General features: G+C 70.8%; 13 protein-coding genes. 12 read left to right on the top strand and 1 reads right to left on the bottom strand.

What is annotated here, in order from left to right:
* The first annotated feature begins 232 nt into the window (after positions 1 to 232).
* From thrC to FDP22_RS20175, 3 genes are read left to right on the top strand one after another with little or no spacing between them, the layout of a single operon-like run.
* Positions 233 to 1,624 (top strand): threonine synthase, encoded by a 1,392-nt coding sequence (gene thrC / locus FDP22_RS20185; protein ID WP_138578032.1) that lies wholly within the window; start codon positions 233 to 235, stop codon positions 1,622 to 1,624.
* The gene (locus FDP22_RS20180) at positions 1,621 to 2,880 is read left to right on the top strand and encodes a M16 family metallopeptidase (RefSeq protein ID WP_138578030.1); all 1,260 of its coding nucleotides are present in this window, start codon (positions 1,621 to 1,623) and stop codon (positions 2,878 to 2,880) included. The genes thrC and FDP22_RS20180 overlap by 4 nt, the downstream gene beginning before the upstream one ends.
* 14 nt (positions 2,881 to 2,894) lie before the next feature.
* Entirely contained in the window at positions 2,895 to 3,479 is a 585-nt protein-coding gene (locus tag FDP22_RS20175) for a GNAT family N-acetyltransferase (protein WP_430226024.1), read from the top strand.
* Positions 3,480 to 4,052: 573 nt separating this feature from the next.
* Here the strand turns inward: FDP22_RS20175 and FDP22_RS20165 are convergent.
* Complete coding sequence (locus FDP22_RS20165; protein ID WP_138578028.1) at positions 4,053 to 5,465, bottom strand: helix-turn-helix domain-containing protein; 1,413 nt, start codon at positions 5,463 to 5,465, stop codon at positions 4,053 to 4,055.
* 149 nt (positions 5,466 to 5,614) lie between these two features.
* Between FDP22_RS20165 and FDP22_RS20160 the strand changes: the two genes are divergently transcribed.
* The 9 genes from FDP22_RS20160 to scpA all read left to right on the top strand — a co-directional run bounded on the left by FDP22_RS20160 (position 5,615) and on the right by scpA (position 15,317).
* Positions 5,615 to 7,147, top strand: a complete 1,533-nt coding sequence (locus FDP22_RS20160; RefSeq protein WP_138578026.1) for an acyl-CoA carboxylase subunit beta — start codon at positions 5,615 to 5,617, stop codon at positions 7,145 to 7,147.
* An 86-nt stretch (positions 7,148 to 7,233) separates the two neighbouring features.
* Complete coding sequence (locus FDP22_RS20155) at positions 7,234 to 7,485, top strand: DUF7218 family protein (RefSeq protein ID WP_138578024.1); 252 nt, start codon at positions 7,234 to 7,236, stop codon at positions 7,483 to 7,485.
* A gap of 18 nt (positions 7,486 to 7,503) precedes the next feature.
* Complete coding sequence (locus FDP22_RS20150) at positions 7,504 to 7,905, top strand: RidA family protein (RefSeq protein WP_138578022.1); 402 nt, start codon at positions 7,504 to 7,506, stop codon at positions 7,903 to 7,905.
* Positions 7,902 to 8,336 carry a hypothetical protein gene (locus tag FDP22_RS20145; protein ID WP_138578020.1) on the top strand — a complete coding sequence of 145 codons (435 nt, stop codon included), beginning with the start codon at positions 7,902 to 7,904 and terminating at the stop codon, positions 8,334 to 8,336. The genes FDP22_RS20150 and FDP22_RS20145 overlap by 4 nt, the downstream gene beginning before the upstream one ends.
* Positions 8,330 to 8,674, top strand: a complete 345-nt coding sequence (locus FDP22_RS20140) for a hypothetical protein (RefSeq protein WP_138578018.1) — start codon at positions 8,330 to 8,332, stop codon at positions 8,672 to 8,674. Before FDP22_RS20145 ends, FDP22_RS20140 begins: the two co-directional genes overlap by 7 nt.
* A gap of 139 nt (positions 8,675 to 8,813) precedes the next feature.
* Positions 8,814 to 9,056, top strand: a complete 243-nt coding sequence (locus FDP22_RS20135; RefSeq protein WP_138578017.1) for a YMGG-like glycine zipper-containing protein — start codon at positions 8,814 to 8,816, stop codon at positions 9,054 to 9,056.
* Between the two features lie 117 nt (positions 9,057 to 9,173).
* Positions 9,174 to 11,171, top strand: a complete 1,998-nt coding sequence (locus FDP22_RS20130) for an acetyl-CoA carboxylase biotin carboxylase subunit (protein WP_138578015.1) — start codon at positions 9,174 to 9,176, stop codon at positions 11,169 to 11,171.
* Positions 11,172 to 11,269: 98 nt separating this feature from the next.
* Positions 11,270 to 13,018: a GSCFA domain-containing protein gene (locus FDP22_RS20125; RefSeq protein WP_138578013.1), complete on the top strand. Its 1,749-nt coding sequence runs from the start codon at positions 11,270 to 11,272 to the stop codon at positions 13,016 to 13,018.
* Between the two features lie 151 nt (positions 13,019 to 13,169).
* Positions 13,170 to 15,317 carry a methylmalonyl-CoA mutase gene (gene scpA / locus FDP22_RS20120; RefSeq protein WP_138578011.1) on the top strand — a complete coding sequence of 716 codons (2,148 nt, stop codon included), beginning with the start codon at positions 13,170 to 13,172 and terminating at the stop codon, positions 15,315 to 15,317.
* Positions 15,318 to 15,526: the final 209 nt, after the last annotated feature.

Raw genomic sequence — 15,526 nt, 5'->3', positions numbered from 1 at the left:
GCGCCGGCAGCCCCGGTTCCGGGGGCGCCCGGGGGGGCGGGGACGGGCCGGGCGCCGCGCCAGAATGCGGCGGGGCAGGCCGGGTGAGGGCTTCCGGCGGCCGGTTCCGGGGGGTGTCCCGTCCGTCTCCCGGGGCCACCTCCGGTAATCGTGCAGTAAAGATCCGGCAAATACGCTGGAAACGGCGGGCATCGGGCGGTATGACACGGCCCGACAACCGCAGGGGTATTCAATGCGCTACATCTCGACGCGTGGCCAGGCGCCCGTGCTTTCCTTCGAAGAAGCCATGCTGACCGGCCTCGCCCGTGACGGCGGGCTCTACATGCCGGAAAGCTGGCCGCACATGAGCGCCGGGGAGATCGCCGATCTCGCCGGGGCGCCCTATGAGGAGGTGGCCTATCGCGTGATGCGCCCCTTCATCGGCGAGGCCTTCACCGACACGGAGTTCCGCGGCGCCATCGCGCGGGCCTATGCGGGCTTCCGTTCCACGGCGCGGGTGCCGCTGGTTCAGTACGAGGCGGGCAAGTTCCTGCTGGAGCTGCACCACGGCCCCACGCTGGCGTTCAAGGACGTGGCGATGCAGCTCATCGGCCAGCTCTTCGACCTCGCGCTGACCCGGGCGGGCAAGCGGGTGACCATCGTCGGCGCCACCTCCGGCGACACCGGCTCGGCGGCGATCGAGGCCTTCCGCGGCCTTTCCTCGGTGGATGTGTTCATCCTCTACCCGCATGGCCGGGTGTCGGAGGTGCAGCGCCGCCAGATGACCACGCCGGTGGAAAGCAATGTCCACGCCATCGCGGTGGAGGGCGATTTCGACGATTGCCAGGCCCGCGTGAAGGACATGTTCAACGATTTCGCCTTCCGCGACACTGTGGGCCTCGCCGCGGTGAACTCGATCAACTGGGCCCGGGTGCTGGCGCAGACGGTGTATTTCTTCACCTCCGCCGTGGCCCTCGGCGCGCCGCACCGGGCGGTGAGCTTCGCCGTGCCCACGGGCAATTTCGGCGACATCTTCGCCGGCTACGCGGCCAAGCGCATGGGCCTGCCCGTCGAGCGGCTGATCGTGGCGACCAACCTCAACGACATCCTGCACCGCACGCTGGAGACCGGGGAGTACCGGATGGAGGGGGTCCACCCCTCGATCTCGCCCTCGATGGACATCCAGATCTCCTCGAACTTCGAGCGGCTGCTGTTCGACCTCTACGACCGCGAGGGCGCCGCCGTGGCGCTGGCGATGGACGAGCTGCGCGCGCGCGGCGGCTTCACCCTGCCGCAGGGCGCGCTGAACCGGCTGCGCGCCGAGTTCGACAGCGCCCGCGCCTCGGAGGAGGAGACCTCGGCGACCATCGCCGCGATGTTCGCCAGCAACGGGCAGGTGATCTGCCCGCACACCGCGGTGGGCGTGCATGCGGCGGATGAGGTGCACGGCACCCGGCGCATTCCCGTGGTCACGCTTGCCACCGCCCATGCCGCGAAGTTCCCCGACGCGGTGGAGGCGGCCTGCGGCCAGCGCCCCGCGCTTCCCCCCCACATGGCAGACCTTTACGAGCGGCCCGAGCGGGTGCAGGTTGTCGCCAACGATCTCGAGACCATCGAGACCCTGATCAAGGACACGCGCACGTGAGCATCGCCACCCATACCCTGCCCAACGGGTTCCGCATCGTCACCGAACACATGCCGGGGCTGCAGTCCGCCTCCGTCGGCGTGTGGGTGAGCGCGGGCTCGCGCCACGAGGGCGAGGGCGAGACCGGCATCGCGCATTTCCTCGAGCACATGGCGTTCAAGGGTACCGCCCGGCGCTCCGCCCTGCAGATCGCCGAGGAGATCGAGGACGTGGGCGGCTATCTCAACGCCTATACCTCCAAGGAGATGACGGCCTATTACGCCCGGGTGCTCTCCGCCGACGTGCCGCTGGCCATCGACCTGATCGGCGACATCGTGATGAACCCGGCCTTCGACGCGCGGGAAATCTCGGTGGAGCGCGGGGTGATCCTGCAGGAGATCGGCCAGACGCTGGACACGCCGGACGACATCATCTTCGACTGGCTGCACGAGGTCTCCTACCCGGACCAGCCCTTCGGCCGCTCCATCCTCGGGCCGGCCGACCTGGTGCGCGGCTTCGGCGAGGGCGACCTGCGCCGCTTCACCGGCCAGTTCTACGCCCCCGACCAGATGATCCTCTCCGCCGCCGGCGGGGTGGACCACGAGAAGATCGTCCGCCTGGCGGAGGAGATCTTCGGCAGGATGCCCGGCCGGACGGTGCCGCTCGCCCTGGGCGCGCGCTTCTCGGGCGGCGAACGGCGTGAGGTCAAGACCCTCGAGCAGGCGCATTTCGCCCTGTCGCTGGAGGGCCCGGGCTACCGCGACGCGGATGTCTACACCGCGCAGGTGTTCGCCACCGCGCTCGGCGGCGGCATGTCCTCGCGCCTGTTCCAGGAGATCCGCGAGAAGCGCGGCCTGTGCTACACCATCGGCTCGCACGCCTCCGCCTACGCCGACACCGGCTCGCTCACCATCTACGCCGGCACCGGGGCCGGTGAGGTGGCCGACCTCGCCCGCATCACCGTGGACGAGCTGCGCCGCGCGGCCGAGGACATGAGCGAGGCCGAGATCACCCGCGCCCGCGCGCAGATGAAGGCCGGCCTGCTGATGGGCCTCGAATCGCCCTCCGCCCGCTGCGAGCGCCTTGCCCGGGTGCTGGCGATCTGGGGCCGGGTGCCGGACCTCTCCGAAGCGGTGGAGCGGATCGACGCGGTCGATGCCGTCGGCGCGCGGGCCTATGCCCGGGCGCTGCTGGCACGCCCGCCGGCACTGGCGCTCTACGGCCCGGTGTCCGCCGCACCCGACCATGTTGCGCTCGCCCAGCGGCTCGCGGCCTGAGACGGGTGCTGGGGCTGTTCCGACAGGCTCCGCAAGTCCGTATCAATACGGCACGCCTCGTGCTGCGCCCACCGCGGCGCGAGGATCACCAGCCCTGGGCGACACTGCGGCGCGAGGGCCACGGCTTCCTCGCGCATTGGGAGCCGGTGCGCGCCGCCGACCACCTCTCGCCGCAGGCCTTCCGCAACCGGGTGGCCTGGGCGAAGCGCGCCATCGAGACCGAACGCGCCGTGCCGCTGTTCCTGGAGCGCAAGGAGGACGGCACCCTCCTCGGCGCGATCACCCTGGACAACATCCGCCGCGGCCCGGCGCAATCGGCCACCGTGGGCTACTGGGTGGGGGAGGCCTTCGCCCGGCAGGGCTACATGTCCGAGGCGCTGGAGGCCGTGGTGGCGCATGCCTTCGCCCGCATGGACCTCTCGCGCATCGAGGCGGCCTGCCTGCCCGAAAACACGCCCTCGCGCGGCCTGCTGGAGCGCGTCGGCTTCAAGTACGAGGGCGTGGCGCAGAGCTACCTGCAGATCAACGGCCGCTGGCGCACCCACGTGCTCTACGCCACCCTGCGCCGGGACCGCCGCGGCCCCACCGACGCCGGCTGACACCCCGCGCGCCATGACGGGTTGACCGCCCGGACGGGGCAGGCGATGTCCTTTCCCAAGCCCAAGCCCAAGCCCAAGCCCAAGCCCAAGCCCAAGCCCAAGCCCAAGCCCAAGCCCAAGCCCAAGCCCAAGCCCAAGCCCAAGCCCAAGCCCAAGCCCAAGCCCAAGCCCAAGCCCAAGCCCAAGCCCAAGCCCAAGCCCAAGCCCAAGCCCAAGCCCAAGCCCAAGCCCAAGCCCAAGCCCAAGCCCAAGCCCAAGCCCAAGCCCAAGCCCAAGCCCGGACGGGCTGCGCTGGCCGCCCGGCGCTGGCGGAGGACCGGGGCCTCCCGCCCCTGCGGAGGCATCCGCGCTCCGCGCGGAGGTCCCCTGCGCGTTGGGCCGTGCCGTCCCGCGATGCGGGCCGGCGGGCGCTCCCCTCAGCGCGATGGCCCGGGGCGGCAAGGCTCCCCGGCTCCCCGGCTTCCCGACGGTGCCGCCGGGGCGGAGGGCCGGCAGGGCCTTCGCCACGCCCGCCACGCTGCGGGGGCCGCAGGCACCCTCGGCACGGCGGGCGTTTCCGCCCGGACGTGGCGCTCAGGACTGGGTCTCGATGCCGTAGGGCAGGGTGTCGCGCCGGTCCGGGTCGATGCGCAGGGCCTTTTCCACCGGTGGCACGGCGCGCTGGTGGCAGTCGGTGCGCTCGCAGATCCGGCAGGAGATGCCGATGGGCTCGAAGGCCGCGGCATTGCCGATGTCCAGGTCGTCGGCATAGACCAGCGCCCCGGCATGGCCGATCTCGCAGCCGAGGCAGATCGCGAAGCGCTGGCGCGGCGCGCGGAAGCGCCCCCCCGGCTTGGTGATCTCGCGCGCGAGGCAGAGGTAGCGCACCCCGTCCGGCGTCTCCGCGCGCTGGCGCAGGAAGCGGCCGGGGGTCTCGAAGGCCTGGTGGACGTTCCACAGCGGGCAGGCGCCGCCGTAGCGGGCGAACTGCAACCGGGTGGCGGAGTGCCGCTTGGTGATCGTCCCGGCCTGGTCCACGCGCACGAAGAAGAACGGCACCCCCTTCGCCCCCGGCCGCTGCAGGGTGGAGAGCCGGTGCGCCACCTGTTCGAGCGAGGCGCCGAAGCGCTCTGCCAGCACCTCGAGGTCGTGCCGCTCCTCCCGCGCGGCCTCCAGGAACCGCCGGTAGGGCAGCAGGGCGGCGCCGGCGAAATAGTTCGCCAGCCCCAGCCGGCAGATCGCCCGCGCCTCGGCGGTGCGGAACCGGGCGAGATCCAGCGTCGCGTCGATGAGATCGCCATGCGCGATCAGTGCCACCTGATGGGCAAGCTGGAAGGCCTGCGTGGGCAGCGGTGCCCGGGCGGAGAGGTGCAGAACCTGCGCCTGCGCATCGAAATGGCGCAGCGGCCCGGAGGGCGCGCGGCGGGTCTCGATGCCGTGCGCCGCCAGCCAGGCGATGCCGTTCTCCAGCTGGTCCGGCCCTGCGAGGCCCGCGCGTTCGGAGAAGCGCTCGGCGGCGCGGTCCACCGCGTCGATGTAATTGTCGCAATAGTGGAAGAAGTCGCGCACCTCCTCCCAGGGCTGGGGCAGCAGGGCGCTGTCGCCGCGCCCCAGCGCTTCGTCGAGGGAGGCGAGCCGCTCCCGGCTTTCGCGGTGGGCGGCGTGCAGGGTGAGCACGGCGCGCGCCAGCATCGGCGCATTGGAGGCGATGAGCTGCAGCTCGGCCATGGGCGGAACCGCGCCGAACACCGGGTCGGCCAGGGCCTCGCGCAGGTCGGCGGTCATGCGCGCCGCCTCGCCGGCGCGCAGGGTGGAGAGGTCGAAGGCGAACTCGCGCGCCAGCGCCAGCACCACGGCGGCCGAAACCGGCCGGTGATTGTTCTCCATCTGGTTGAGATAGGACAGGGATACGCCTAGTCTCTCCGCGAAGGCCTTCTGGGTCAGGCCCGACGCGGTGCGCGTCTCGCGGAGCTGAACTCCGGCATAGAGTTTCTGATCACGCTGCATCGCGGCCCCCGGATGACTTCGCAAATTTGCAATTCGCAGAATGCCGAGTTTGTAAACTACGCAACTTTGCCAATCAATGCTTCAGGCCCCGGCGCCCCGGCGCTATGGTCGCCGCACGGAGATGGCCCAGGTCCGGGGAGGACAGACGCATGAAGGACATTCTCGAAGAGCTTGAGGCCCGCCGCGCGGAAGCCCGGCTGGGAGGCGGCGAGAAGCGCATCGCCGCCCAGCATTCCAAGGGCAAGCTGACCGCGCGCGAGCGCCTCGACCTGCTGCTCGACGAGGGCTCCTTCGAGGAGTTCGACATGTTCGTCTCCCACCGCTGCACCGATTTCGGCATGCAGGACACGAAGATGTCCGGCGACGGTGTGGTGACCGGCTGGGGCACGATCAACGGCCGCATGGTCTACGTGTTCAGCCAGGACTTCACCGTCTTCGGCGGCTCGCTCTCCGAAACCCACGCCCGGAAGATCTGCAAGATCATGGACATGGCGGTGCAGAACGGCGCGCCCGTGATCGGGTTGAACGATTCGGGCGGGGCACGCATCCAGGAGGGCGTGGCCTCGCTCGCCGGCTACGCGGACGTGTTCCAGAAGAACGTGCTCGCCTCCGGCGTGGTGCCGCAGATCTCGGTGATCATGGGGCCCTGCGCGGGCGGGGCGGTCTATTCCCCCGCCATGACGGATTTCATCTTCATGGTGCGCGATTCCTCCTACATGTTCGTCACCGGCCCGGACGTGGTGAAGACCGTCACCAACGAGATCGTCACCGCCGAGGAACTGGGCGGCGCGCGCACCCACACCACGAAGAGCTCGGTCGCCGACGGCGCCTTCGAGAATGACGTGGAGGCGCTGATCGAGGTGCGCCGCCTGGTGGACCTGCTGCCGCTCAACAACCGCGAGAAACCGCCCGTCCGCCCGTTCTTCGATGATCCGGCCCGGGTGGAGATGAGCCTCGACACGCTGGTGCCTGACAATGCGAACCAGCCCTACGACATGAAGGAACTCATCCTGAAGGTCGCCGACGAGGCGGATTTCTACGAGATCCAGGCCGATTTCGCCAAGAACATCATCACCGGGTTCATCCGGCTGGAAGGCTCCACGGTGGGCGTGGTGGCGAATCAGCCGATGGTGCTGGCCGGCTGCCTGGACATCGACAGCTCGCGCAAGGCGGCCCGCTTCGTGCGCTTCTGCGACGCGTTCGAGATCCCCATCCTCACCTTTGTCGATGTGCCGGGCTTCCTGCCGGGCACCGGGCAGGAATATGGCGGGGTCATCAAGCACGGTGCGAAGCTGCTGTTCGCCTATGGCGAGGCGACGGTGCCGAAGGTGACCGTCATCACCCGCAAGGCCTATGGCGGGGCCTATGACGTGATGGCCTCCAAGCACCTGCGCGGCGATTTCAACTACGCCTGGCCCACGGCGGAAATTGCCGTGATGGGCGCGAAGGGCGCGGTGGAGATCCTCTACCGCTCCGAGCTGGGCGACCCGGAGAAGATCGGGCAGCGGACCGCGGAATATGAAGAACGCTTCGCAAACCCCTTCGTTGCTGCGGAAAAGGGCTTCATCGATGAGGTGATCATGCCGCATTCCACCCGGCGCAGAGTGTCGCGCGCCTTCGCGAGCCTGCGGGGCAAGAAGCTCGCGAACCCGTGGAAGAAGCACGACAACATCCCGCTCTGAGACGAGCGGGCCGGCGGCCCGGGGCGAACCCGCCCGGTCCTCCGCGCGTTCAGGGGGCAGACATCCCCTGAAGCAAGGAGGCCGGAATGACCCGGGACCATGGGCCGTCGATCAAGGACGACGAGACATACGAGGCGCTGCGCAGGGAGGGCGCCTCGCGGCAGAAGGCGGCGCGGATCGCCAACGCAGGCCGGTCCGCCAGCGTGCGGGGCGGAAAGGCGCCGCGCTACGAGGACCAGACGAAGGCGGAGCTTTACGCCCGGGCCCGCGAACTGGACGTGACAGGGCGCTCGAAGATGACGAAGGATGAGCTGATCGATGCTTTGCGCAACAGCTGACACCCAGCGGAGGGCCGTGTGACCGGAGCGACCATCTTCCATCTCCTGCCGCAGGCACCGCGGCCCGTTGCCCCGTTCAGCCACGCGGTGGAGGCCGCGGGCTGGGTGGTGCTGACCGGGCAGATGCCCACCCATCCGGATGCGCCGGACGCCCCCCTGCCGGAGGGCATCGCGGCGCAGACCGGGCGGGTGATGCGCAATCTCGAGATCGTGCTGAAGGGCGTCGGGCTGGGGCTGGAGGACGTGGTGCAGTGCCGCTGCTACCTCGCGCGGTTCGACCGGGATTATGCGGAATTCAATTCGGTTTACGAGACGTTCTTCGAGAAGGGTCGCCTGCCGGCGCGCACCACCGTCGGCGTGAGCGGGCTGGCCGTGGGGGCGCTGGTGGAGATCGACTGCCTCGCCCGGAGGCCGGAATGACCGACTGGCTGATGGCGCATGACGGCGCACGGGTGCGCCACGCGGCCCGGGGCGCGGCGGACGCCGATTTCGGTGTCGTCGCCGAGTGGTCGGTGCGACTGGACGGAGTGGACGCGGGCCGGTTCCGCGCCTCTCTCGCCCGGCAGGTGCGCCAGGACCTGTGGCGCGCTCTGGCCCGGGTGCGCGGGTTTTCCCCGGTGGTCGAGGTCTCCACCTCGGCGCCGGAGGGAGGTGCCGCGCTTCTGGAGGTGACGGCCGGCGGGGCCCTGCGGGCCGGAGGCCGGGTGACGGACGGGCTCGCGGGCCGGGTGTCCGGGCTGATCGGGGACGAGGCCCGCCGGGCCCGCTGGGTGCGCCACGCGTTGCGCCGGGCGCGCGGTCCTGCGAAGAGCGCCGCGACGATCAGCCAGAAGGAGACGGCGTCATGCTGAAACATCGCGGATTTCCCGGCCGGCAGCCCGGCACGGACATGCAGTTCGTCATCCGGCGTGCCTCCATGAAGCCCACGCCGCTGAAGCTGCGCGAGCGTTTCCAGGACCGGCGCAAGCCGGACCGGGAGGCGGACGAGTTCTTCCTCGCCGCCCTCATCGAGCATTTCGGGGAGGAGCCCTTCGAGCGCGGCAACCTGGACGCCGGCCGGCTGAGCTGGCTGCTCGGCCGTGAGGTGGTGCCGGTGGAGCCCTTCGACCCCGCATCCTACGAGGCCCTGCTCAGGGTGGATCTCGCCGTGGTGGCCCGGACCTTCCCGCATCTGGTGGAGGAGGCCTGATGACCGCGGACCCTCTCCCGGGCACTGCGGGGCATGTGACGCCGCGTCACGCGACGGAACCAACGCCCCCGCTCGTTCGTTGTGGTGTCGAAAGGGCCGGTCGCCGGTCTGTTCGCCATAACGACAAAGGAGAGGTTCCATGCGTACTTCCGTCATTGCCCTGCTGGCAGCGTCCGCTTTCGGGCTCGCGGCCTGCGGTTCGGGCTCGGGTGACCGGGCCGTGTCCGGCGCCGGCATCGGTGCGCTGGTCGGGGGCGCAGGCTCCGCGATCGCGGGCGGTTCCGTCGCCACGGGCGCGGCCGTGGGTGCCGGCGCGGGTGCCGTCGCCGGTGCGGTCACCGATGAAGACGACGTCAATCTGGGCAAGCCGATCTGGCGCTGAGCGCCTGATTTCGGGCCGATCTGGCATCCTGAGCCTCCGCGCGCCGCGCGGAGGCTTTTGCATGCCCGGCTCCCGGCTGTGCGGCCCGATGCCTCTTGAGAGACTGGAAAGGGAGCCATGTTCAAGAAGATCCTGATCGCCAATCGGGGCGAAATCGCGTGCCGGGTGATCAAGACCGCGCGGCGGATGGGCATCGCCACCGTGGCGGTCTATTCCGACGCGGACCGCAACGCGCTGCATGTCGCGATGGCCGACGAGGCCGTGCACATCGGCCCGGCGCCGGCGAACCAGTCCTACATCGTCATCGAGAAGATCCTCGAGGCGGTGAAGGCCACGGGCGCGGAGGCGGTGCATCCGGGCTATGGCTTCCTCTCCGAGCGGGCCGAGTTCGCCGAGGCGCTGGCGAAGGCCGGCGTGGCCTTCATCGGCCCCCCGGTGGGCGCCATCGAGGCGATGGGCGACAAGATCACTTCCAAGAAGCTCGCCGCGGAGGCCGGTGTCTCCACCGTTCCGGGCTACATGGGCCTGATCGCGGATGCGGAGGAGGCGGTGAAGATCTCCGGCGAGATCGGCTACCCGGTGATGATCAAGGCCTCCGCCGGCGGTGGCGGCAAGGGCATGCGCATCGCCTGGACTGACGCGGAGGCCCGGGAGGGCTTCCAGCTCTCGCGCTCGGAGGCGAAGTCCTCCTTCGGGGATGACCGGATCTTCATCGAGAAATTCGTCACCCAGCCCCGGCACATCGAGATCCAGGTGCTGGGAGACCAGCACGGCACCTGCCTCTACCTCGGCGAGCGGGAATGCTCCATCCAGCGGCGCAACCAGAAGGTCATCGAGGAGGCGCCCTCGCCCTTCCTCGATGCCGCCACCCGCAAGGCGATGGGCGAGCAGGCCGTGGCGCTCTCCAAGGCGGTGAACTACTGCTCCGCCGGCACGGTGGAGTTCATCGTCGACGGCAACCGCAACTTCTACTTCCTGGAGATGAACACCCGCCTGCAGGTGGAGCATCCGGTGACGGAGCTGATCACCGGCATCGATCTCGTGGAGCAGATGATCCGCGTCGCCGCGGGCGAGAAGCTCTCCTTCGGGCAGGAGGACGTGACGCTGACCGGCTGGGCGATGGAGAGCCGTCTCTACGCGGAGGACCCGTATCGCGGCTTCCTGCCCTCCATCGGCCGGCTCACCCGCTACCGCCCGCCGGTGGAGGTGGCCACCGCCACCCATGCCGTGCGCAACGACACCGGCGTGTTCGAGGGCGGCGAGATCTCGATGTACTACGACCCGATGATCGCCAAGCTCTGCACCTGGGGGCCGGACCGCGCCGCGGCCATCGAGGGCATGCGCAACGCGCTCGACGGGTTCGAGGTGGAGGGGATCGGGCACAACCTGCCGTTCCTCGCCGCGGTGATGGACCACCCGCGCTTCGTCTCCGGCGAGATCACCACCGCCTTCATCGCCGAGGAATACCCGGAGGGGTTCGAGGGCGCGGACCTGCCGGAGGCCGAGCTGGTCCGGCTCGCGGCGCTGGCCGCCGTGATGCACCGGCGCACGGAGGCGCGCGCGGCGCAGATCTCCGGCGCGATGCGCAATCACCGCCGCACGGTGCGCCCGGACGCCGTCGTGCTGATGGGCAAGCGGCGCTTCGATGTCTCGGTCGTCCAGACCGATGGCGTGAGCGACGTGACGGTGAACGGCGCCGTGCTCGCCATCAGGACCGGGTGGGAGCCGGGGATGACCCTGGTGAAGGCCGAGGTGAACGGCACGCCGCTGATCGCGAAGTTCGACGCGGTCACCGGCGGCGGGCGCATGCGCTTCCGGGGAGCGGAGCTGATGGTCCGGGTGATGACCCCGCGCGCCGCGGAACTGGCCGCGCTGATGCCCGACAAGCTGCCGCCGGACACCTCGAAGCTGCTGCTCTGCCCGATGCCGGGCCTCGTGGTCTCCATCGCGGTGGCCGAGGGCGAGGAGGTCCAGCAGGGCCAGGCGCTCTGCACCGTGGAGGCGATGAAGATGGAGAACGTGCTGCGCGCGGAGCGCAGCGGCGTGGTCGCGAAGATCAACGCCGCGCCGGGGGCGAGCCTCGCGGTGGACGACGTGATCATGGAATTCGCCTGAGGGCGGAGCCGCAGGAGCGCGGGGCCCCGCCGGGCCCCGCCCGCCGCCGGGGGCTGCCCCGGCACCGCAACGGGCGCAGACCCGGGGGAGGATCGTCGATGACCGCTGCCGGTGGCATCAGCCTGGAGGAGGCCCTGGCCCGCAGCCGGGCCAACCCGGGCGCGCGCCCGATGCGCCGCGAGGGCGTGCGGCGCGAGCCGGAGGTCTGGCCGCGGCTGCGCCCGTCCTTCCGCTTCGACCGGTCCAGCCGGCTGTTTGCCGTCGGCTCGTGCTTCGCGCGCAACATCGAGGCGGAGCTGCTGGACCTCGGCTTCGCGGTGCGCAGCGCCCCGGCCGCGCATGGCATCGGCCTCCACCGCGGCGTGTTCAACAAATACTCCCCCGCCACCATCCTGCAGGAGATGGAGTGGACCGCCCGCATCCGCGCGCGGGACGGCATCGTGTCTCCAGATGACGCGCGCGCCGTGGCCACGGAGCTGCCGGACGGCCGCTGGATCGACACCCAGCTCCACGCGCAGGAGCCGCTCTCCTTCGGCGCGCTGCTGGCGCAGCGGGCGGAGGTGTTCCACATCTGGCGCGAGCTCTTCTCGGCGGAGGTGGTGATCCTTACCCTCGGCCTGGTCGAGGTCTGGCGCGACCTGGAAACCGGCCTGTGCCTGCAGAACATGCCCGGCCGGGCGCTGGCCCGCTTCCGGGGGCGCTACGTGTTCGAGCGCCATGATTACGAGCAGTGCCTCGCCCGGATGCGCGCCGCCCTCGCGCTGCTCTGCCGGGCCGATGGCAGCCTGCCGCACATCCTGCTCACCACCTCGCCGGTGGTGCTGCAGCGCACCTTCACCGAGGAGGACGCCGAGCAGGCCAATTGCTATTCCAAGAGCGTGCTGCGCGCCGTCTGCGGGAAGCTGGCCGAGGAAACCCCCGGAGCGGATTACTTCCCCAGTTTCGAGAGCGTGACCCTCTCACCGCGCGAGACGGTGTGGGAGGATGACCTGTGCCATGTGCGCGCCGCCTTCGTGCAGCGCATCATGGCGCGGGTGCGCGAGGCCTACGTGTCGGAGGCGGCGCAGGCCGAGGCGGCGGAGGCCGATCTCGCGAGGCAGGTCACCGCGGCCTGCGCGCGCGGCGCCCCGGCGGAGGCGCTGGCGCTGCTGGAGCGCATCAGCGCCCCGCTGGAGATGCACGACCCGCTGTTCCACCTGCACGCGGCGCTGCTGCTGGCCGAAGCCGGGCAGCCGGAGCGCGCCGTCGCCCATCTTCAGCCCGACCGCATGGAAAGCGCGCGCACCACCGACTGGCTGCAGCTCCTGTGCCGCCGGGCGCTGGAGGGTGCCGGGCGGGCCGACCTGGTGCCCCCGGGCCTGGCGGAGGCGCCGCTCTCCGCCGGCGGCGCGCTGCAGCTTGCCCGGCATTACCAGGCGCTGGGGCGGCCGGAGGCGGTGCGTGCGGCGCTGGACGGGCTCACGCCCGCGGATGTCTCCCACCCCAGCCTGCGCGCCCGGGCGCTGAACCTGCTGGCGGAGTGCGGCGCCGCGGACCGGGCCATCGCCCTGCTGGAGGGCTGCGTGGCCCTCTGGCCGCAGGAGGCGGAGCCGCGCCGGCAGCTTGCCGTGGCGCTGGCGGAGGCGGGGCGCGCGGCGGAGGCGCTGGAGCAGGCCCGCGCCGCCGCGCAGGCCCCGGATGCAGGCCCCGCTGAACTGCGCCTCGCGGTGCGGCTGATGATGCAGGCCGGCGCGCTGGAGGAGGCCGCGGCACGGCTCGACGCCTTCCTCGCCACGGGCGAGGGCGCGGCGCCGGACCATGCGCTGCGCGACCGGCTCGACACGCTTCTCGCCCGGCGCCGCGCGTGAGGACGCGCGCGGCTCCGGGCCATGACACACGCCGCTCCGGGGCCCGCGCGCCCCGGCGCGGATCCGCCGCCCCGTCCGGGGCCGGAGCACAGGCAGCCCCCGGAAGCCGCGCGCCCTGCGCGGGGCCGGACAGCCAGAGGGAGACGACACGATGACCGACAAGCTCGACACATGGCGTGCGCTGGCGGAGAAGGAACTCCGGGGCCGCTCGCCCGACGATCTCACCTGGAACACCGCCGAGGGGATCGCGGTGAAGCCGCTCTACACCGCCGCCGACCTGGAGGGGCTCAGCCATCTCGACAGCCTGCCCGGGATGGAGCCCTTCACCCGCGGGCCGCGCGCGACCATGTATGCCGGCCGGCCCTGGACCATCCGGCAATACGCCGGGTTTTCCACCGCGGAGGAGAGCAACGCCTTCTACCGGCGCAACCTTGCCGCCGGGCAGAAGGGTCTCTCGGTCGCCTTCGACCTCGCCACCCATCGCGGCTATGACAGCGACCATCCCCGAGTGGTCGGTGACGTGGGCAAGGCCGGCGTGGCCATCGACAGCGTGGAGGACATGAAGATCCTCTTCGACGGCATTCCGCTGGGCGAGATGTCGGTCTCCATGACCATGAACGGCGCGGTCATTCCCATCCTCGCCAGTTTCATCGTGGCGGGGGAGGAGCAGGGGGTGAGCCGGGCGCAGCTGTCGGGCACCATCCAGAACGACATCCTCAAGGAGTTCATGGTCCGCAACACCTATATCTACCCGCCCGAGCCCTCGATGCGGATCGTCTCCGACATCATCGGCTACACGGCGCGGGAGATGCCGCGGTTCAACTCCATCTCCATTTCCGGCTACCATATGCAGGAGGCCGGCGCGACGCTGGTGCAGGAGCTGGCCTTCACCCTGGCGGACGGGCGCGAATACGTGAAGGCGGCGATTGCCAGCGGCATGGACGTGGACGCCTTCGCCGGGCGGCTCTCCTTCTTCTTCGCCATCGGCATGAACTTCTTCATGGAGGCCGCGAAGCTGCGCGCCGCCCGCCTGCTCTGGTCGCGGATCATGGACGGGTTCGGCGCGCGGAAGCCCGGCTCGAAGATGCTGCGCACCCATTGCCAGACCTCCGGCGTGAGCCTGCAGGAGCAGGACCCCTACAACAACGTGATCCGCACCGCCTACGAGGCGATGTCGGCGGCATTGGGCGGCACGCAGAGCCTGCACACCAATGCGCTGGACGAGGCCATCGCGCTGCCCACGGAGTTTTCCGCCCGCATCGCGCGCAACACCCAGCTCATCCTCCAGGAGGAGACCGGGGTGTGCAACGTGATCGACCCGCTGGCCGGCTCCTACTACGTGGAGAAGCTCACCGCCGATCTCGCCGACGCCGCCTGGGCGCTGATGGAGGAGGTGGAGGCCATGGGGGGGATGACCAAGGCCGTCGCCTCCGGCATGCCCAAGCTCAGGATCGAGGAGAGTGCCGCGCGCCGGCAGGCCGCGGTGGACCGGGGTGCGGAGGTGATCGTCGGCGTGAACCGCTACCGGCCGACGTCTCCGGATCATATCGAGATCCTCGACGTGGACAATGTCGCGGTGCGCGACGCCCAGGTGGCGCGGCTGAAGACCATCCGCGACACCCGGGACCAACCGGCCTGCGATGCTGCCCTCGCGGCGCTGGAGGAGGTGGCGCGCTCCGGGCAGGGCAACCTGCTGGAGGCGGCGGTGGAAGCCGCGCGGGCCCGCGCCACCGTGGGCGAGATCTCGGACGCGATGGAGCGGGTGTTCGGCCGCCACCGCGCGGAGGTGAAGACGCTCGCCGGTGTCTACGGTGCCGCCTATGAGGGCGACGCCGATTTCGAGGCGATCCAGAAGGACATCGAGGCCTTCGCGGAGGAGGAGGGCCGCCGCCCGCGCATGCTGGTGGTCAAGATGGGCCAGGACGGGCATGACCGCGGCGCCAAGGTGATCGCCACCGCCTTCGCCGACATCGGCTTCGACGTGGACATGGGCCCGCTGTTCCAGACCCCGGAGGAAGCCGCGCAGGACGCGATCGACAATGATGTGCACGTGGTCGGCATCTCCTCGCTCGCCGCCGGGCACAAGACGCTGGCGCCGAAGATGATCGAGGCGCTGCGCGCCGCGGGCGCCGGCGACATCCTGGTGATCTGCGGCGGCGTGATCCCGACGCAGGACTATGACTACCTGCGCAAGGCGGGCGTGAAGGCGATCTTCGGGCCGGGCACCAACATTCCCCAGGCCGCGCGCGATATCCTCGCGCTGATCCGCGCGGCGCACAGCCGCGCGGCGGCGGAATGATGGCGCGCCGGCCGCAGGCCGGCGATGCGGACGTGTGAGCCCGAACTCCGAGGCGCGGGGCGGGCGGCGCGGGCGCCCTTGCCCCGGGGGAAGGGCGGCGCGTGGGCCCCAGGCCGGCGATGCGGATGTATGAGCCTGCACTCCGGAGCGCGGCGCGGGGGGATGAAGGCGCGATGCACGGACGGGCGGCGCGGGTGCCCTTGCCTCGA

The sequence above is a fragment of the Paroceanicella profunda genome, assembly GCF_005887635.2.
Lineage (GTDB): Bacteria > Pseudomonadota > Alphaproteobacteria > Rhodobacterales > Rhodobacteraceae > Paroceanicella > Paroceanicella profunda.
Note: the sequence above shows the minus strand (reverse complement) of the source record. Positions and strands in the feature narration are given on the sequence as shown.

Coding starts and splice junctions, on each gene's coding strand:
- scpA (WP_138578011.1), top strand. CDS start 13,170: ATGACCGACAAGCTCGACACATGGCGTGCGCTGGCGGAGAAGGAACTC.
- thrC (WP_138578032.1), top strand. CDS start 233: ATGCGCTACATCTCGACGCGTGGCCAGGCGCCCGTGCTTTCCTTCGAA.
- FDP22_RS20140 (WP_138578018.1), top strand. CDS start 8,330: ATGCTGAAACATCGCGGATTTCCCGGCCGGCAGCCCGGCACGGACATG.
- FDP22_RS20165 (WP_138578028.1), bottom strand. CDS start 5,465: ATGCAGCGTGATCAGAAACTCTATGCCGGAGTTCAGCTCCGCGAGACG.
- FDP22_RS20135 (WP_138578017.1), top strand. CDS start 8,814: ATGCGTACTTCCGTCATTGCCCTGCTGGCAGCGTCCGCTTTCGGGCTC.
- FDP22_RS20130 (WP_138578015.1), top strand. CDS start 9,174: ATGTTCAAGAAGATCCTGATCGCCAATCGGGGCGAAATCGCGTGCCGG.
- FDP22_RS20145 (WP_138578020.1), top strand. CDS start 7,902: ATGACCGACTGGCTGATGGCGCATGACGGCGCACGGGTGCGCCACGCG.
- FDP22_RS20160 (WP_138578026.1), top strand. CDS start 5,615: ATGAAGGACATTCTCGAAGAGCTTGAGGCCCGCCGCGCGGAAGCCCGG.
- FDP22_RS20155 (WP_138578024.1), top strand. CDS start 7,234: ATGACCCGGGACCATGGGCCGTCGATCAAGGACGACGAGACATACGAG.
- FDP22_RS20125 (WP_138578013.1), top strand. CDS start 11,270: ATGACCGCTGCCGGTGGCATCAGCCTGGAGGAGGCCCTGGCCCGCAGC.